Annotated in this window: 16 protein-coding genes; 7 read left to right on the forward strand and 9 right to left on the reverse strand. The window is 70.9% G+C overall.

Annotated elements, in window-relative coordinates; translation table 11 throughout:
• Positions 1–182 precede the first annotated feature (182 nt).
• From ACWTPI_RS07305 to ACWTPI_RS07335, 7 genes are all read left to right on the forward strand, one after another.
• Positions 183–701 (forward strand): DUF2796 domain-containing protein, encoded by a 519-nt coding sequence (locus tag ACWTPI_RS07305; protein WP_454731288.1) that lies wholly within the window; start codon positions 183–185, stop codon positions 699–701.
• 19 nt (positions 702–720) lie between these two features.
• Entirely contained in the window at positions 721–1,425 is a 705-nt protein-coding gene (locus tag ACWTPI_RS07310) for an ATP-binding cassette domain-containing protein (protein WP_454731289.1), read from the forward strand.
• Positions 1,425–2,693, forward strand: coding sequence for an ABC transporter permease (locus ACWTPI_RS07315; protein ID WP_454731290.1), 1,269 nt, complete (start codon positions 1,425–1,427; stop codon positions 2,691–2,693). The genes ACWTPI_RS07310 and ACWTPI_RS07315 overlap by 1 nt, the downstream gene beginning before the upstream one ends.
• 10 nt (positions 2,694–2,703) lie before the next feature.
• Positions 2,704–3,261 carry a DUF3299 domain-containing protein gene (locus ACWTPI_RS07320; protein WP_454731291.1) on the forward strand — a complete coding sequence of 186 codons (558 nt, stop codon included), beginning with the start codon at positions 2,704–2,706 and terminating at the stop codon, positions 3,259–3,261.
• Between the two features lie 35 nt (positions 3,262–3,296).
• Positions 3,297–3,986 (forward strand): DUF3299 domain-containing protein, encoded by a 690-nt coding sequence (locus ACWTPI_RS07325; RefSeq protein WP_454731292.1) that lies wholly within the window; start codon positions 3,297–3,299, stop codon positions 3,984–3,986.
• A 283-nt stretch (positions 3,987–4,269) separates the two neighbouring features.
• Complete coding sequence (locus tag ACWTPI_RS07330; RefSeq protein ID WP_059413246.1) at positions 4,270–6,036, forward strand: GGDEF domain-containing protein; 1,767 nt, start codon at positions 4,270–4,272, stop codon at positions 6,034–6,036.
• Between the two features lie 326 nt (positions 6,037–6,362).
• Complete coding sequence (locus ACWTPI_RS07335; RefSeq protein WP_197090406.1) at positions 6,363–7,337, forward strand: cytochrome-c peroxidase; 975 nt, start codon at positions 6,363–6,365, stop codon at positions 7,335–7,337.
• A 10-nt stretch (positions 7,338–7,347) separates the two neighbouring features.
• Here ACWTPI_RS07335 and ACWTPI_RS07340 read toward each other — a convergent pair whose 3' ends face one another.
• The 9 genes from ACWTPI_RS07340 to ACWTPI_RS07380 form a co-directional block, all read right to left on the reverse strand.
• Entirely contained in the window at positions 7,348–7,920 is a 573-nt protein-coding gene (locus tag ACWTPI_RS07340; RefSeq protein WP_454732456.1) for a helix-turn-helix domain-containing protein, read from the reverse strand.
• Positions 7,921–8,125: 205 nt separating this feature from the next.
• Positions 8,126–9,415 carry a M20 family metallo-hydrolase gene (locus tag ACWTPI_RS07345; protein ID WP_454731293.1) on the reverse strand — a complete coding sequence of 430 codons (1,290 nt, stop codon included), beginning with the start codon at positions 9,413–9,415 and terminating at the stop codon, positions 8,126–8,128.
• Between the two features lie 40 nt (positions 9,416–9,455).
• Positions 9,456–10,745 (reverse strand): amidase, encoded by a 1,290-nt coding sequence (locus ACWTPI_RS07350; RefSeq protein WP_454731294.1) that lies wholly within the window; start codon positions 10,743–10,745, stop codon positions 9,456–9,458.
• A gap of 42 nt (positions 10,746–10,787) precedes the next feature.
• On the reverse strand, positions 10,788–11,495 hold the full coding sequence (locus tag ACWTPI_RS07355) for an ABC transporter ATP-binding protein (RefSeq protein ID WP_059413241.1): 708 nt from the start codon (positions 11,493–11,495) through the stop codon (positions 10,788–10,790).
• Complete coding sequence (locus tag ACWTPI_RS07360) at positions 11,492–12,289, reverse strand: ABC transporter ATP-binding protein (protein ID WP_059413240.1); 798 nt, start codon at positions 12,287–12,289, stop codon at positions 11,492–11,494. The genes ACWTPI_RS07355 and ACWTPI_RS07360 overlap by 4 nt, the downstream gene beginning before the upstream one ends.
• Positions 12,286–13,452 carry a branched-chain amino acid ABC transporter permease gene (locus ACWTPI_RS07365; protein ID WP_059413239.1) on the reverse strand — a complete coding sequence of 389 codons (1,167 nt, stop codon included), beginning with the start codon at positions 13,450–13,452 and terminating at the stop codon, positions 12,286–12,288. Before ACWTPI_RS07365 ends, ACWTPI_RS07360 begins: the two co-directional genes overlap by 4 nt.
• Before the next feature lie 22 nt (positions 13,453–13,474).
• The gene (locus ACWTPI_RS07370; protein WP_059413238.1) at positions 13,475–14,404 is read right to left on the reverse strand and encodes a branched-chain amino acid ABC transporter permease; all 930 of its coding nucleotides are present in this window, start codon (positions 14,402–14,404) and stop codon (positions 13,475–13,477) included.
• Positions 14,405–14,536: 132 nt separating this feature from the next.
• On the reverse strand, positions 14,537–15,712 hold the full coding sequence (locus ACWTPI_RS07375; RefSeq protein ID WP_082079678.1) for a branched-chain amino acid ABC transporter substrate-binding protein: 1,176 nt from the start codon (positions 15,710–15,712) through the stop codon (positions 14,537–14,539).
• Between the two features lie 271 nt (positions 15,713–15,983).
• Positions 15,984–16,952: a LysR family transcriptional regulator gene (locus ACWTPI_RS07380; RefSeq protein WP_454731295.1), complete on the reverse strand. Its 969-nt coding sequence runs from the start codon at positions 16,950–16,952 to the stop codon at positions 15,984–15,986.
• Positions 16,953–17,097: the final 145 nt, after the last annotated feature.

Consider the following 17,097-nt stretch of genomic DNA (forward strand, 5'->3'; position numbering starts at 1 on the left):
TCGCGCGAGAGCGCCGGCGCCTTCCGGGGCATCGCCTGGGCATCGGATCCCACGGGCCGCGGAAACGCATCTGGGTACCGCGATTGCGGGGTGAAAGCGGCTGCCCTGGCGCTCTCGGCTTTCTCTTCTTGGTGGACGCAATGAATCTGGGACGGACAGGCGCGGCGCTCGCCGCTTTGCTGATGATGGCCGGCGCGGGCGCGCACGAGGCGCATGTGCACGGCGCGGCGAAGCTGGACGTGGTGCAGGACGGGGCCGTGCTCACGGTGCATCTGGCGTCGCCCTTGATGAACCTGTTCGGCTTCGAGCACGCTCCGCATGGCGCGGCCGAGCAGGCTGCCGCGCAGCAAGGCATGGCGCGGCTGCGCGATGGCGAGAAATTGTTCGTCGCCTCGCCCGCCGCGGGCTGCCGGCTGGAATCGGTGCGGTTCGACTTCGGCCCGCTGAACCGCGCCTTCATGCCCGCCGGCGACGGCGCCGCAGTGGCTGCGGTTGCTCCGCAGGCGGCGGCCCGGGACGCGCATGCCGACCTCGATGCCGACTATACGTTTCGCTGCAAGGCGGCGTCCGCGCTGCGCCAGATCGACGTGAAACTGTTCGACGCGTTTCCGGCGCTGCAGCGCGCCGCGGTGCAACTGGTCACGCCGGCGAAGCAGGCCGGGGCCACGCTGACGCGCGCCGGCTACCGGCTGGCATGGTGAGCACCGTGGTGAGCACCGCATGGTGAGCGAACCGGTCGTCGACCTGACGGATGTGGTCTTCGCCTGGCCGGGCCAGCAGGCGGCGTGCCTGACCCTGGACCGTTTCCGCGTGGCGGCCGGCGAGCATGTCTTCGTCTCGGGGGCCAGCGGCAGCGGCAAGAGCACGCTGCTGGGCCTGCTGGCCGGGGTCCTGGTGCCGGGGCAGGGCCAGCTCCTGCTCAAAGGCACGGCATTGCGGGACCTGAGCGGCGCGCAGCGCGACCGCTTCCGCGCCGACCACATCGGCATCATCTTCCAGCAACTGAACCTGCTGCCTTATCTGTCCGTGCTGGACAACGTGCTGCTGGCCTGCAAGTTCTCCGCGCTGCGCCGGCGGCGCTCGGCGCAGCAGGGCGCGAGCCCGGCGGCGGCGGCGGGCATGCTGCTGGCGCGGCTGGACCTGCCGGAGCCGCTGTGGCGGCGGCCGGCGGCGCGGCTCTCGGTCGGGCAGCAGCAGCGCGTCGCGGCGGCCCGGGCGCTGCTGGGGCGCCCGGAGCTGGTGCTGGCCGACGAGCCGACCTCGGCGCTGGACGCGGGCCGCCAGGCCGCGTTCATGGACCTGCTGCAGCGCGAGTGCCGCGCGGTCGGCGCCAGCCTGGTCTTCGTCAGCCATGACGAACGGCTGGCGGCGCGCTTCGGCAGCCGCTTCGCCATGCCGGCGGCCGGCGCCGCGGAGGCCGCCTGATGCCGCTGCTCGGGCTGGCCGCGCGCAGCGCCTGGAACCGCCGCTACAACCTGCTGCTGATGGTGCTGGCGATTGCCTTGTCGACCGCGCTGCTGCTCGGCGTCGAGCGCATCCGCCATCAGGTCCGGGCCGGATTCTCGCAGTCGGTCTCGGGAACGGACCTCGTGGTCGGCGCGCGCTCGAGCCCGACGCAGTTGATCCTCTACACCGTGTTCCGCCTCGGCGGCGCGACCAACAACATGGGCTGGGACAGCGCCCTGCGCATCGCGCGGCATCCGCTGGTGGCCTGGACCATCCCGATCTCGCTGGGCGATTCCCATCGCGGCTTTCCGGTGCTGGCGACTTCGCAGGACTACTTCCGCCATTTCCGCTACGGCGACCGGCGCCCGCTGGTGCTCGCGCAGGGGCAGCCGTTCCAGGGCCTGTTCGACGCCGTGCTGGGCGCGGAGGTGGCGCGCCGGCTCAATTACCGGCTCGGCGACCGCATCGTCCTGAGCCACGGCGACGCCACCGGGCCGATGGCGGGGCAGCTCCAGCACGCGGACAAGCCGTTCGTCGTCACCGGGATTCTGGCGCCCACCGGAACGCCGGTGGACCGGACCGTGCACATCGGCCTGGAGGCGATGGAAGCGATACACCTCGACTGGCAGGCGGGCACCCCGATCCCCGGCCTGTCGATCCCGCCCGGGCTGGTGCGCAAGTTCGACCTCACGCCCAAGAGCATCACCGGCGTGCTGGTCGGCCTGAAGCTGCGCTCGCGCGTGTTCGCATTGCAGCGCGAGATCGCCGACGACCCGCATGAGCCGCTGATGGCCGTGCTGCCGGGCGTGGCGCTCGACGACCTGTGGGACATCGTCAGCATCGGCGAGAAGGGCCTGCTGCTGATGTCCGCTCTGGTGGTCGCGGTCGGCCTGGCCGGGCTGGTCTCCTCGATCCTCGCCGCGCTGGGCGAGCGGCGGCGGGAACTGGCCATCCTGCGCGCGGTGGGCGCGCGCCCGCTGGACCTGATGATGCTGCTGGCGGCCGAGGGGCTGGTGCTGATGCTGGCCGGCACGCTGGCGGGCTACCTGCTGCTGACCGTGCTGTCGGTGGCGGTCGCGCCGTGGCTGGAGGCGAGCCTCGGCCTGGCCTTGCCCGTCGCCTGGCCGCAGGCGAGCGAACTGCCGCTGCTGGCCGCGATCGTCGCCACCGGGGCCGCCGCGTCGCTGCTGCCGGGGTGGCGCGCCTACCGGCTGAGCCTGGCCGACGGCCTGACGCCCAATACCTGAGGTGCATCCCATGCCGACCAGACGAACGATGTTGCGCGCCGCGGTGGCCGGCGCCGGCGCGGCGCTGTTGCCGCAGGCGCGCGCCGAGGGCGGCGACGAGTTTCCGACCCTGCCGTGGTCGGCGCTGCTGCCCCGGGGCTGGGACCCGAAGGCGCCCTTCAAGGGCCTCAAGCTCGATGAGCTGGAGGACGGCGACCCGCGCGCGCAGGAGGCGCTGTTCAAGGCGCGCGACTACTGGAAAAGCGCGCCGGTCGAGCCGTCCCTCCAGGGCGCCCGCGCGCGCCTGCGCGGCTACGTCGTGCCGATGTCGGGCGACGCCGGCATCGTGCGCGAATTCCTGCTGGTGCCGTATTTTGGCGCCTGCATCCATGTGCCGCCGCCGCCGGCCAACCAGGTCGTCCACGTGCTGATGGAAAAGCCGCTAAGGAACCGGCTGAGGACGATGAGCTCGGTCTGGGTCAGCGGCACCCTCCGGATCGAACGCTTTTCCTCGGTGATGGGCGACGCCGGCTACGCGATGCGCGGCAGCCTCGTCGAGCCCTACGTGGAGAGGCCGGGCGGCAGGTAGGCGCGCAGATGCGAAGAACGGCACAGCCCGCACCCATGTCAGGACGAACACGCGCCGCCGTCGCGGCCACGGTCGTGCTCGTGGCGCTCACCGCGCTCACCATCGTGGGGGTGCGCGCGTTCCGCCCGCTGGCGCAAGGCGAGCCGGCCGGCAATCCCGCATCCGCCGCCCGCGCGGAGTACGCGGTGGGGCAGCCGCTGCCGCACGCGCCCGCCGCCGCCCGGCCGCCGGACCCCGCCTTCCGGGAGATCGACTGGCAGGCCCTGCTGCCCAGGGGCTGGGACCCGATGGCGCCGTTCAAGGGACTCAAGCTCGACCAGATGGAGGACGGCGATCCGCGCGCGCAGGTCGCGCTGTACAAGGCGCGGCAATACTGGAAGAACGCGCCGGTCGAGCGCGGCCTGGACGGCGCGCCGGTGCGGCTGCCCGGGTTCGTGGTCTCGCTCGACGCGGAAGGCGAGGCCATGCGCGAATTCCTGCTGGTGCCGTATTTCGGCGCCTGCATCCACGTGCCGCCGCCGCCCGCCAACCAGGTCATCCACGTGCGTACCGACCAGCCGCTGCCGGGGCTGCGCACGATGGACACGGTCTGGATCAGCGGCGTCATGCGCGTGGAGCGCGCGGAAACCATGATGGGATATGCCGGCTACGCCATGCAGGCCGCGCGCGTCGAGCCCTATCTCGCGCCCCCCGTGGCGTCCCCCGGGCAGCCGGCGGGGAAATAGGGCGAATCCGTCGCCGCCGCCGGTGCCGGCGGGGTCCGGGCAGGCCGCCGCCATACCATGCCCTGCCGGCATGGGTCAAGTCGACCCTGCAACACCGCCGAATCCGCCGCCGCTAAAATACGCTCCTTGTTCCGAGGATTTTCGACCTTGCGGCCGCTCAGGCGGCAAGGTCCCGCCTGGAGTCCTTCGCGCGGCCTCGACACACCCTGAAGCCCGGGCCGGATGCGGCGACACGCATCGGCCCCGGCCCCGGTAGTGCCCGCTCACGATGCTAAAGATTCCCTTGCCAACCTCGCCGCTGGAACGCCGCTTTGCCCTGATCGCCGCAACCCTGGCCGTGGTCCTGCTGGCACTGTCGGCCTGGCTGTTCTCGTACCAGTGGGCCGCCTACGCGAATGCCGATCGCGCGCTCGCCGACCTGCGCGTCTTCCACTCGATCCTGCTCGCGATGGAGAAGGTCTCGGTGGAGCGCGGCCCCAGCAACGCCGCCTTGGGCGATGCGTCGCCGCCGCCACCGGCGCGCGAGCGCGCGCTGCGGGAGGCGCGCGCGGAAAGCGACCGGCGCATCGCCGACCTGCTGAGCCAGCTCGAGGCGCCGGCGTGCCGCGATTGCCTCGACGAACGCGACGCGGTGCTGCGGGCACGCGCGGATCTGGTTCGGGCGCGGGCCTTCATCGACGGCCTGCTGGACCAGCCGCGCGGCGCCCGCACGGGCGAAGCGCTGCATCGCGCGGTGGCCGGCATGATCCAGGTGGTTCCGCACTTCACGGCCATCGCCGACGTCAGCGCCGCCAAGGTCGACCGGGGCGCGCCCGGCGCGCTCAGCCGCCTGCTGGCGGCCCGGCTGGCGGCCTTGCTGCGGGAACAGGCCGGCCTGCTCGGCTCGCAGCTCACGCCGGCGCTGGGCACCGGCCGGCCGCTGACCGACGCCGAGCAGTTCGCCATCGAGCGCACGCTGGGCACCATCGCGCAACTGCGGGCGCTGCTCCAGCCGCGCGTGCTGAACGATCAGGCGCTGCCGCGCGGCGCGTTTCAGCTGGTGGAGATGCAGTATTTCCGCGTGGGCCTGGATTATTTCTCCCGCGTGCGCGCGCTGGCGAGCCTGCCCGGCGACGCGGGCGTCTCGACCGCCGAGTTCGCCCGGCATTACGTGCCCCTGATGGGCTCCATCACCAATTTCCGGGACGAGGTCCTCGAACTGGTCCAGCAGCAGGTGGGCGCGCGGCGCGACGTCCGACTGGCGTGGCTGGGCGGCATCGTCGCCATTCTCTCGGTGGTGGTCGCCTGCCTGTTCCTCGGCGTCTGGCTGTTTCGCCGGCAGGTGGTCCAGCCTTTCGCCGAAGCCGCCAGCGCCATCCGCGCCATCGCGGCCGGCGACCTCGCCGCGCCGCTGTCGCCCAGGCCATACCGCGGGGAGATCGGCGAGCTGTTCGATGCCGTGCAGGTCCTGCAGGGCAACAGCATCGAGCGGGCCCGGCTGGAGAACGAGCGCCGCCACCTGATCGCCAAGCTCTCGAAGATGGCGGAGACCGACGCGCTCACCGGCCTGCTCAACCGCGGCGCCTTCGACCGCAGGCTGAAGGATGCCTGCTCGGGGGCGGGGCGGCGCGCCGACGGGCGGCTGCTGTCGCTGACCATATTCGACATCGACCACTTCAAGCGCATCAACGACCGCTACGGCCACGCCTCCGGCGACCGCGCGCTGCGCCGCGTCGCCACGCTGAGCCGGGAGGTCTGGCGCGAGGAGGACATCGTGGCGCGCATCGGCGGCGAGGAGTTCGCGGTGCTGGCCTGCGTGCCGGCGGGCAGCGATGCCGTGGACATGGCGCAGCGCCTGCGCGAGCGCCTGTCGGCCACGATGCTCGTGGCCGACAGCGGCGAGCGGTTCAGCCTGCGGGCCAGCTTCGGCACGGCCTTCGCCGTGCCCGGCAAGACCCGCGACGCGGACGGGCTGATGCGGCGCGCCGACCTGCTGCTGTATCAGGCCAAGCAGGGCGGGCGCGACCGGATCGTCGCCGAAACCGCGTCGCAGGAGCCGGCCGTCGGCTGACGGGCCGCGTCGCCGGATGCGCGACGAGGCCATCCACGCGGCGTTGCGGCCAAGACATTAGCGACATTGCCGCTCGGGGCGGGCAGTCCGTGCCCGCATGGAGACAGTCGCGGCTAACCCGTAGGCTTTCTTGACTGGCATCAAGGCCCGCCGATGGCCGCCGGCGCCTAATCGATACGCTTTTCTGGCGCATGTCGATAAGAGGCGCCATCGGGCGGGTCCCGGCGACGCGACCGCTTCGTTTCATCCCGATGGTGCCTCCTGTTCAAAAACAAGAAACGGAGTCCTCCATGAAACGGCTTTTCCAGAATTCGTTCGTCCGGGGTATGTCAGGTCTGGCTTTCGTGCTGCTGTCTGGCGCCGCGCACTCGGCGGCGCAGGAGCCCGTGCAGCCCATTTCCGCCGCCAAGGTCACGGAGCCGGCCAAGGTCCGGCTCGGCGAGAAGCTCTGGTTCGATCCGCGGCTGTCGCGCTCGGGCTTCATCTCCTGCAACTCGTGCCACAACCTGAGCATGGGCGGCTCGGACAACCTCAAGACCTCGATCGGCGACAAGTGGCAGAAGGGCCCGATCAATTCGCCCACGGTGCTCAATTCGAGCCTGAACCTCGCCCAGTTCTGGGACGGCCGCGCCAAGGACCTGCAGGCCCAGGCCGGCGGCCCGATCGCCAATCCCGGCGAGATGGCGTTCTCGCACGAGCTGGCCGTGGACATGCTCAATTCCATCCCGCAATACGTGACGGAATTCCGCCAGGTCTTCGGCAACGACAAGCTCACCATCGAAGAGGTGACGGCGGCGATCGCGGCATTCGAGGGCACGCTGGTCACGCCCAACGCGCGCTTCGACAAGTGGCTCAAGGGGAACAAGACCGCCATCGACGCGCAGGAGCTGCGCGGCTACCAGCTGTTCAAGAGCGCGGGCTGCATCGCCTGCCACAACGGCCCCAATCTCGGCGGCAACTCGTTCCAGAAGATGGGGCTGGTGGAGCCGTACAAGACCTCGAACCCGGCCGAAGGCCGCTACGCCGTCACCGGGCGCGATGCCGACCGCTTCAACTTCAAGGTGCCCACGCTGCGCAACGTCGCGCTGACCTATCCGTACTTCCACGACGGCGCCGCCGACACGCTGGGCGAGGCGGTCGACACGATGGGGCGCCTGCAGCTCGGGCGGAAATTCACGGCCCAGGAGAACGCCGACATCGTGGCCTTCCTCAAGACGCTGACCGGCGACCAGCCGCGCCTCACATTGCCGATCCTGCCGCCGTCGAGCGACGCCACCAAGCGGCCGCAGCCGTTCGAGTAAGGCGCGAGAGTCAGAACGTCGCCGGCGAATTCACCCACAGCACCTTGGCCACGTCGGTGCCGATGTTGCGGTACCCGTGCGGCACGCTGCTCGGAAAGGTGAAGGCGTCGCCGGCGGCGATGGTGTAGGTGACGTCGCCGAGCATCAGCTCCAGCACGCCTTCGAGCACGTAGCCAACTTCCTCGCCCACGTGCTCGATCTGCCCGTCGCTGGATTCGCCCGGCGACACGATATGGATGTTCGCCTGCAGCAGCCCGCCGCGCTTGGGCAGCACCAGCCGCTCGAGCGCGATCCCGCCGGCCTTGATGACCGAGCGCTCGCCGCGCCGCAGGATCGGGTTTTCGCCGGGCGCCTCGTCGCTGGTGAGCGCCGCGATGTTGGTGTCGAGCGCCACCGCCAGCCGGTGCAGCATGGCGAACGACGGTGTGGCGTGGCCGCGCTCGAGCTTGGAGATCAGGCTTTCGGAGCAGCCGGCCTTGTGCGACAGCTGCAGCAGCGTGTAGCCGGCCACCAGGCGGGCGTGGCGCAGTTGCAGGCCGAGCGTGGCGGCGGGCGAGGGCGCGGCGGGTGGCGCGGGCGGCAACCCCGCGCCGGCGGCCTTCCCGGGCGCGTCCCGGCGCGTTGCCCGCGGCGCGGCCTTGGCCGCGGGGGCCGCCCCGGCTGCCGGCTTGGCCCTGGCGGCCGGCGCCGCGGCGGCCGTCTTGGCGGGCTGTGCGTTCTTCGCTTTCAATTCGATCCGTCCAGGAATGAGGGCAAGCCGGCGGCTTGCGGGCCGCCCGCTGCGTTGGTCACTGGTGCGCGAGCGCGGCCACGGTGTAGGCCAGCGCCTGCGCGCCGAGGAACAGGTCGTGCGGCGCGGTGTCCTCGGCCGCGTTGTGGCTGATGCCGCCCTTGCTGGGCACGAAGATCATGGCGGTCGGGCAGTGCCCGGCCAGGTACATGGCATCGTGGAACGCGCCCGAGGTCAGCTGCAGCGGCGCGGCCAGCCCCGCGCGCGCGCTGGCGCGCTCGCAGGCCCGGCCCACCAGCGACAGCATCGCGGGCGGGAACAGCGTCGGCGGCCGGCGGAAAAAGCACGCGAAGCCGACGCTGCCGCGGTGCTGCCGCGCGGCGATCTCGCCGAGCCTGGCCTCGAAGCGCTCCAGCACCGCCTCGTCCACGCAGCGCGCATCGACCGTGAATTCTACCTTGCCCGGAATCGTGTTCACGGAGTTCGGCGACACCTGCCAGCGGCCCAGCGTGAGGCGCAGCTCGGTGCCGGCGGCGGCGCCCGATGCCGTCGCGGCGAACGCGTACAGCTGCTGCGCGATGTCCACGGCGGTGGCCATCGCGTCGCTGCGCTCGCGCATCGGCGTGGTGCCGGCGTGGCCCATCGTGCCGGCGCACGTCACGCGATACCAGCGCACGCTCTGGATGCCGCCGACCACGCCCAGCGGCACCGCGGCGCGCTCCAGCACCGGGCCTTGCTCGATATGCAGCTCCACGCACGCCGACATCGGCTGCCGCATGGGGCGGCGCGGCACGTCGGGCGAGGCCGCCAGCGCCGCGTCCAGCGCGTCGCCGAAGCGCACGCCGGCGCCGTCGACCGCGTCGCGGTAGGCCGGCAGGCAGGCAGGGTCGACGAACGCGCTCGAACCCATCGCGCCGGGGCCGAAGCGGCTGCCTTCCTCGTTGGTCCACGCCACCACCTCGATCGGGCGCGGGGTGCGGGTGCCGGCGTCGTTGAGCGCGGCGATCACTTCCAGGCCGGCCAGCACGCCATAGGCGCCGTCGAGCTTGCCGCCCACCGGCTGGGTGTCGGCATGGCTGCCGGTCAGCACCGGCGGCAGGTCGGCGGTGCCGGCGCGGCGGAAGAACAGGTTGGCGCAGTCGTCGGTGCTCACCTCGCAGCCGAGCGCGCGGGCGCGCGCGATCAGGTGGCGGCGCGCGGCCAGGTCGACGTCGGTGAGCGCCTCGCGCGAGACGCCGCCGTCGTCGCGTCCGCCGAACGCGGCGAGCTCGGCGATGGCGGCCTGCAGCCGCGTGCCGTCGACATGGTCCTGGGCGCGCTCGGCGGCTTGTTGTTCCTGAAAGGTCAAAACGGTGCTCCTGGGATGTTGTTCCGGTCCGCGCCGCGGCTCACGCCACGCCGCGCTCGAGCGCGTGCGCGGCGGCCAGCGCCTGCGCGTCGCCGCGGCACGGGCCGACCAGCGTCACGCCGACCGGCATGCCGTGCGCGCCGGTGCCGGTCGGCACGTGCACGCAGGGGTTGCCGAGCAGCGACCACATGCGGTTGAAGATCGGGTCGCCGGTGGCGCCCAGGCCGGCCGGCGCCTCGCCCTCGGCGCTGGGCGCGAGCACGACGTCGAACTGGCCGAAGGCCGCCTCGAACGCGCGGCGCGCCTCGGCGGCCAGCGCCTGCGCGGCGAAATAATGCGTGCCGCCGATGCGCTGGCCGGTGGCCAGCAGCGCGGCGAAGGCGGCGCTGAAGCCTTCCGGGCGCGCGCGCAGCTCGGGCACGAAGGCGGCGGCGGCCTCGTAGGCCATGATGTCGATCTGTGCCTGGGTCAGGCGCGCGAAGGCTTCCGGCATGGCCAGCTCGCCCACGGTGGCGCCCTGCGCCTGCAGCACGCGCGCGGCATCGGCCAGCGCGCGGCGGCTGTCCTCGCCGGCGCGCTCCCAGTGCGGCGTGCGGCAGATGCCCACGCGCAGCCGGGCCGGCGCGGCGGTATCCGCCGGCGCGAGCGGCAGGCGCGCCAGCGTGCCGATGAAGAAGGCCGCGTCGTCGACCGTGCGCGCCAGCACGCCCACGGTGTCCAGGCTCGGCGCCAGCGGCTTGATGCCGGCGCCCGGCAGCGTGCCGTAGGTGGGTTTGTAGCCGACCACGCCGCAGTACGCGGCCGGGCGGACGATCGAGCCGGCGGTCTGCGTGCCGAACGCCAGCGGCACCATGCCCGCGGCCACCGCCGCGGCCGAGCCGCTGGACGAGCCGCCCGGGGTGCGCGGCGCGTCGGCCGGCGCGCGCGGGTTGCGCGTGGCGCCGGGCTGGAAGGTGGCGAACTCGGTGGTGACGGTCTTGCCCATCACCAGCGCGCCGGCCGCGCGCGCGGCGGCCACGCAGGCCGCGTCCATCGCCGGGCGGTGCCCGGCGTAGATGGGCGAGCCGTAGGTGGTGGGCATGTCGGCGGTGTCCATCAGGTCCTTGACGCCGAGCGGCACGCCCTGCAGCGCGCCGGCCGCGGGCGCGGCGTCGAGCGCGCGGGCCTGCGCCAGCGCCTGGGCGGCATCGAAATGCTGCCACGCCAGGACGCCGGCCTCGGCCGCCTCGATGCGCTCGATGCAGGCGCGCGCCACCGCTTGCGCGCTCAGCTCGCGCCGCGCGATGCGCGCCGCCAGCTCGCGCACGGGAAGAGTCAGGAAATCGTTCATGGCAGGTTTTCTCCTGTGGTTCCGGCGCGTCCGGCCGCGAGTCTAGCCAAAATAGGCCGAGCGCACTTCATCGTTGGCGGACAGCGCCTCGGCCGTGCCTTGCGCCACCACGCGGCCTTGCGACAGCACGTAGCCGTAGTGCGAGATCGCCAGCGTCTGGCGCGCGTTCTGCTCCACCAGCAGCACGGTGATGCCGAGCGCGTTGATCTGCTTGATGACCTTGAAGTTCTCCTTCACGTACAGCGGCGACAGCCCCAGCGAAGGCTCGTCGATCACCAGCAGCCTGGGCTCGGCCATCAGCCCGCGCCCGATCGACACCATCGCCTGCTCGCCGCCGGACATGGTGCCGGCCAGCTGCGCGGCGCGCTCCTTCAGGCGCGGGAAGATATCGTAGACCTTGCCGAGCCGCTCGCGCACCAGCGGCGCGTTGCTCTCCAGGAACGCGCCCAGCGCCAGGTTCTCCGCCACCGTCATGCGCGGGAACACCTTGCGGCCCTCGGGAATGCACGAGATGCCCCTGGCGATGATCTTGTGCGTCTTCTCGCCGGCGAGGTCCCGGCCGTCCCACAGGATCTGCCCCTGGCGCGGCGGCGTCAGGCCCAGGATGGCGCGGATCAGCGTGCTCTTGCCGGCGCCGTTGGCGCCCAGGATGCAGGTGATCTTGCCCGGCGCCACCTCGATCGACACGTCGTGCAGCACGTTGACCTTGTCGTAGCCCGTGCTCAGGCCCTTCACGCTCAGCGTGCTCATGCCGCTTCCTCCCCAAGATAGGCGGTCTGCACATCCGGGTCCGCGGTGATCTGCGCGTAGGTGCCTTCGGCGATCTTCTTACCGTAGTTCAGCACCACGCAGCGGTCCGTGATGCGCTCGATCACGTTCATCTCGTGCTCGATCAGCACCACCGAGAGGCTCTTGAGCTTGCCGCGCACATCCAGGATGTCGTTCATCAGTTCGTGGGTCTCGTCGTGCGTCATGCCGGCGGAGGGCTCGTCGAGCAGCAGCAGGCGCGGCTGGCTCATCAGCGCGCGGCACACCTCGATGCGGCGCCGGTCGATCATGGTGAAGGTCTCCACCGGCTCGAACAGGCGCGCCACCAGCGGCGGGCTGAAGATCTCCAGCAGGCCCTTGACCTTGTCCACGTAGGCATCGTATTCCGCGCGGAAGGCCTTGCGGCGGAACAGGTTGAAGCCCAGCCCGTGGCGCATGTGCTGGTAGTCGCCGATCACGATGTTGTCGAACACCGTCAGCGGCAGCGACAGGCGCGAGCGCTGGAACGTGCGCGCCACGCCGCCGCGGTAGATCTCCTGCGGCGACTTGCCGATGACTTCCTCGCCGCGGTAGCGGATCGAGCCGCCGCTGGCCTTGTAGAGCCCGGTCAGCACGTTGAAGAAGGTGGTCTTGCCCGAGCCGTTGGGGCCCAGCAGCCCGAGGATCTCGCCCTCGCGGATGCGCATGTCGAGGCTGTCGAGCGCGGTCAGGCCGCCGAAGCGCATGGTCAGGCCGCGCACTTCCACCATGACGCCGGTATCGTTCACGCTGCTCATCGCGAAGCCTCCCCGGCAAAGAACAGGCGCGTCTTGCGCGGCATCAGCCCGGCGGGGCGGAACAGCAGGATGGCGATCACCAGCGCCGCGTAGAACAGGAAGCGGTATTCCTGGATGAACTGCAGCTTTTCCGGCAGCACCAGCACGATGATCGCGGCCGGCACCAGGCCGACCGCGTTGCCCAGCCCGCCCAGGATCACGATGGACAGCATCAGCAGCGAATCCGAGAACGTGAAGTTGTTGGGCGCCACGAAGCCCGTGACCATGCCGTACACGCTGCCGGCGATGCCGGCGAAGAAGTTGCCGAGCATGAAGGCCACCACCTTCCAGCGCGCGATATGCAGGCCGAACGTGGCCGCGGCGGTTTCGTCGGTGCGCACCACGTCCATCGCCAGGCCCACCCACGAGCGCTCCAGCGCCTTGACCACGGCGAACACGCCGCCGCAGATGCCCAGGCTCAGCAGGGCGTAGCTGACGTAGAACGACACGTCGGCGCCGAACACGGTGAAGCCGTCGTTGAGGGCGTAGCCGAACAGGCGCATGCCCGGCACCTGCAGGCCCTGCGGGCCGCCCAGCACGTCGTTGACCTCGATGAAGGTCTTGAACAGGATGCCGAAGGCGATCGTGACCAGCGCCGCGTAGTGCCCGCGCGTGCGCAGCACCGGCGCGATCAGCAGCGAGCCCACCAGCGCCGAGATCACGCCGGCGATGACGATGATCAGCAGGTGCGGCAGGCCGCTGTGCGCGGCCAGCACCGCGGTGGCGTAGCTGCCTATGCCGAAGAACGCCGCGCCGGCGAAATTGGCCACGCCCGAGAAGCCGAACTGCAGCGTCAGCCCCAGGCATGCGGTGGTGTACAGCAGCACGGTGCAGATCATCAGCAGCGCGAAGTGCGTGTCGTAGAACGCCGCGATCAGCGCCAGCGTGCCGGCCGCCGCCCACAGGCGCGCCAGGCCGGGCCGGCTCATGCCGGCGGCCTCGAGGCGGCGCGTGGCGCCGAGCCGGCGCCCGGCCACCACCGCGGCCAGCGCCACCGCCAGCAGGATGGCCACGCTCAGCTGCGACTCCGCATGCAGGAACAGCCACAGGTAGAGCGTGATGGCGATGCCGGCCGCGGCCAGCACCGCGGCGGGGGCGCGCATCGGGATGGATGGTTGGTTCATGGTGTTGGTTTCCCCTGTGGCCTCAGACCCGTTCACTGGATTTCTCGGCGATCAGCCCGGTCGGCTTGAACGCCATCAGCACGATCACCACGGCGAAGGCGAACACGTCCTTGTACGCGCTCGGAATGTCCGGGATCAGCGCCGGCAGCGTGGCGCTGCCGATCACCTGCAGCGCGGCGAACAGGAAGCCGCCCAGGATCGCCCCGTAGATGTTGCCCAGCCCGCCCAGGATGGCCGCGGCGAAGCCGATCACGCCCAGCAGCAGGCCCACGTTGAAATTGATCTCGTTGTAGTACAGGCCGTTCATGACGCCGGCCAGCGCCGCCATCGCCGAGCCGAGCGCGAAGGTGAACAGCACCACGGCCTCGAAGTCGATGCCCATCAGCCGCGCGGTCTCGCCGTCCTGCGCCACCGCGCGGATCGCCATGCCGAAGCGGGTGCGCGTGATCAGCAGGTGCACGCCCACGATGATGGCGATGCCGGTGGCCAGCAGGATCAGGTTGTCGGCCCGCAGCGACAGGCTGCCCAGCTCGATCGAGGCCGAGGGCAGCAGCCGCGGGAACGGCTTCGGGTTGGAGCCGTCGGGATAGAACAGGCGCACGCATTCGCGCATCACCGTGCCCAGCATCAGCGTGGCCAGCAGCGTGTTCAGCGGCGGCGCCTTGCGCAGCGGCAGGATCAGGAACTTGGCGATGCCGGCGCCCAGCAGGCCGGTCACGCTGACCGCGCAGGCCACCACGGCGAGGAGCTGGATCCACGGCGTGTCGATGCCGAGCATCAGCACGCCGGTGGACGCCGCCAGGCCGGCGAAGGCGCCCACCATCAGCGTGTCGCCGTGGGAGAACTTGATGACATCGAGCACGCCGAAGAACAGCGTGAATCCAACGGCGACCATGGCATAGATCATGCCGAGCATCAGGCCGTTGAACACATATTGGGCAATCACACTCATGGATTCTCCGCGTCAGTGCATGGCGCGTCTTGCGGCCCTGGCGGCCGCGACAGGAATGGCGAGGCGCTGCCGCGCTGCGGCGGCAGCGCGGCAGGGCAGCGGCGTAGCGGGGCGGGGGCGCCGCTACGCCGCCTACAGGCCGGCCAGCTTCTTCTTGCCCTTGCCGTAGGCGCTGTCTTCCCAGATCACCCACTTGCCGTCCTCGACCACGTACTTGGTCACCAGCGGCACGATGTTCTGGCGATGGTCGTCGAACGTCACCTTGCCGACGATGGTGTCGACGTCCTTGGTGGCGTTGAGCGTGTCGCGCACCTTCTTGCGGTCCGGGCCGACCTTCTCCACGGCGTCCATGATGAGGTTGGCCGCGGCGAACGCGAACGGGCCGTAGGCTTCGGGCGGATCGCTGTACTTCTGCTGCGAGTACTTGCCCTGGAAGAACAGGCCGCCGGGCAGCTTCTCCCACGGCGCGCCTTCGATGAAGGCCAGCGAGCCCTCGGCCAGGTCCTTGCCCGTGCCCTGGATGTAGGCGTCGGCCTTGATGCCCGAGGTGCCCTCGAACTGCGCCTTGATGCCGAGCTTTTCCATCTGCGTGCGGATGCGCACGCCCAGCGGCGTGAGGCCGCCGAAATACACCACGTCGGGCTTGAGCTCGCGGATCTTGGTCAGCTCGGTGGTGAAGTCCTGCTGGTCGGCGGTCACGCCGAAGGTGCCCACCACGGTGCCGCCGTCCTTCTTGAGGAACTCGCTGAAGTACTTGTTGTGGCCCTTGCCGTAGTCGGTGGTGTCGTGGATGATCGCCCACTTCTTGTAGCCCAGCCCGGTCATGAACTTGGCCGCCACGTCGCTCTGGTTGATCATCGTGCCGTTGACGCGATGGATCTCCTTGAAGTCGTTGCCGTAGGTCACGTCGGGCAGCACCGCGCCCCACACCACCACCGGCAGCTGGAAGCGGTTGTACACGCCCACCGTGCCCATCGCCACGGCCGAGCAGAAATGCGTGACGCCGGCCACGATGCTGCGGTCCGCGGCGATCTTGGTGGCGACCTGCACGCCCACGTTGGGGCGGCACTCGTCGTCCTGCGTGACCAGCTCGTAGGTGTACTTGGACTTGGGATCCGCATTGCGCAGGCGCACCGCCAGGTCGGCGGAATTGCGCCCGCCCAGGCCGATGGCCGAGACCCCGCCGGTGAGCGGCCCCACGAAGGCGATCTTGACCACGTCCTTGGCGGCCGCCGGCACCGACGCCAGCGCCAGTCCTGCCGAAGCCGCCAGCATGGCGGCGGCCACTACGGTGTTCTTCCTACGCATCCTCATCCCCTCAGGCAGATAGCCGGCAGCGGCCGGCTGGATTGGTCTTCAAGTGACTTGAACGAAAGTATTCCCATGATCCGCAAAATTCAAGTTACTTGAATGCCGTGACGCAACATGCGTGCCAGCGCCAGGGCGTGCCGGGTGGCCGATGTTGGTGCCGGAACGGGCCGTTCGGCCCGGTGGCCGAAGCGATATTGGGGACGGCGGCACGGTTGTGGTGCGATGCGCAAACGAAAAGCGGGCCGGCGCCGGGCGCGCGGGGAGGATCTCAGGCGCCGCCGCGCACCTCGCCCTTGCCCAGCACCTTGGCGCGCTGCGCATCGAAGCGCATGGCCTCGGCGGCCAGCCAGTGCTCCACGGTGGCGATCTGCGGCGTCTGCCCGTGCGCCGAGACGAAGTAGTACGAAGCCTGCGAGCGCACGCGGATGCCGAACAGCTCGACCAGCCGCCCGGCGGCGATGTCTTCCAGCACCAGGGCCGAGCGGCCCAGCGCCACGCCCTGTCCCGCCAGCGCCGCGCCGACCGCCAGTTGCGAGAGGTTGAAGCATTGCCCCGCGCCGAGGTTGTCCACGGCGGCGCCGGCATGCCGGAGCCAGTGGTCCCATTCGGCGAAGGCATCCGCGCCTTCCCACGGGCTGACGTCGTGCAGCAGCCACGCGCCTTTCAGGTCCCGCGGCGCGCGCAGCTCGGGGTGCGCGGCGACGAAGGCGGGGCTGGCCACCGGCAGCAGCCATTCGTCGAGGAACCGCCCGGCCTTGAGGTCTTCATAGACGCCGAGGTCGAAGCGCACCGCCGCGTCGATGCCGTCGCGCGCCATGCGGGTGCTGTCGAGCGTGTGGAACTCGCCATACACCCGCAGGCCGACCTCGGGATGGTCGCGGAAGAAATCGCCCAGCCGCGGGGTGAGCCAGCGCATCGCGAACGAGGGCGCGCAGCTCAGCGCGATCGGCCCGCCTTCGCGCGGCTTGCGCAGCTGGGTCAGGGTGCTCTCGATGGCCTGGAACGACTCGCGCAGCACGAAGCGCAGCCGCTCGCCCTCGGGCGTGAGCACCAGCGCGCGCGGGGCCCGGATGAACAGCGGCCGCGCCAGCCATTGCTCGAGCTGCTTGACCTGCTGGCTGACCGCGCCTTGCGTGATGCACAGCTCGGCCGCCGCGCGCGTGAAGTTGCAGTGGCGCGCCGACGCTTCGAAGCAGCGCAGCCAGCTAAGGACGGAGGAGGAAAGCAGGGTGCTCATTGGGGGTCTGCGGGGCGGCATGGCGGGCATGCATGATCGTGGTGCATCAGGCATTAGCAAGACTAATGCACTGGCTAATATAAACCGTTTGCGGCCGGGGCGGGGGAAACCAACAATGGAGTCATCCGGGAAGCCACCACGGCTT

It is taken from the genome of Cupriavidus ulmosensis (assembly GCF_977008105.1).

Bases quoted from the DNA above. Each gene is read 5' to 3' on its own strand.
- ACWTPI_RS07350 (WP_454731294.1), bottom strand. From the start codon at position 10,745: ATGAACGATTTCCTGACTCTTCCCGTGCGCGAGCTGGCGGCGCGCATC.
- ACWTPI_RS07315 (WP_454731290.1), top strand. From the start codon at position 1,425: ATGCCGCTGCTCGGGCTGGCCGCGCGCAGCGCCTGGAACCGCCGCTAC.
- ACWTPI_RS07380 (WP_454731295.1), bottom strand. From the start codon at position 16,952: ATGAGCACCCTGCTTTCCTCCTCCGTCCTTAGCTGGCTGCGCTGCTTC.
- ACWTPI_RS07305 (WP_454731288.1), top strand. From the start codon at position 183: ATGATGGCCGGCGCGGGCGCGCACGAGGCGCATGTGCACGGCGCGGCG.
- ACWTPI_RS07365 (WP_059413239.1), bottom strand. From the start codon at position 13,452: ATGAACCAACCATCCATCCCGATGCGCGCCCCCGCCGCGGTGCTGGCC.
- ACWTPI_RS07360 (WP_059413240.1), bottom strand. From the start codon at position 12,289: ATGAGCAGCGTGAACGATACCGGCGTCATGGTGGAAGTGCGCGGCCTG.
- ACWTPI_RS07375 (WP_082079678.1), bottom strand. From the start codon at position 15,712: ATGCGTAGGAAGAACACCGTAGTGGCCGCCGCCATGCTGGCGGCTTCG.
- ACWTPI_RS07355 (WP_059413241.1), bottom strand. From the start codon at position 11,495: ATGAGCACGCTGAGCGTGAAGGGCCTGAGCACGGGCTACGACAAGGTC.
- ACWTPI_RS07335 (WP_197090406.1), top strand. From the start codon at position 6,363: ATGTCAGGTCTGGCTTTCGTGCTGCTGTCTGGCGCCGCGCACTCGGCG.
- ACWTPI_RS07320 (WP_454731291.1), top strand. From the start codon at position 2,704: ATGCCGACCAGACGAACGATGTTGCGCGCCGCGGTGGCCGGCGCCGGC.
- ACWTPI_RS07325 (WP_454731292.1), top strand. From the start codon at position 3,297: ATGTCAGGACGAACACGCGCCGCCGTCGCGGCCACGGTCGTGCTCGTG.
- ACWTPI_RS07370 (WP_059413238.1), bottom strand. From the start codon at position 14,404: ATGAGTGTGATTGCCCAATATGTGTTCAACGGCCTGATGCTCGGCATG.
- ACWTPI_RS07310 (WP_454731289.1), top strand. From the start codon at position 721: ATGGTGAGCGAACCGGTCGTCGACCTGACGGATGTGGTCTTCGCCTGG.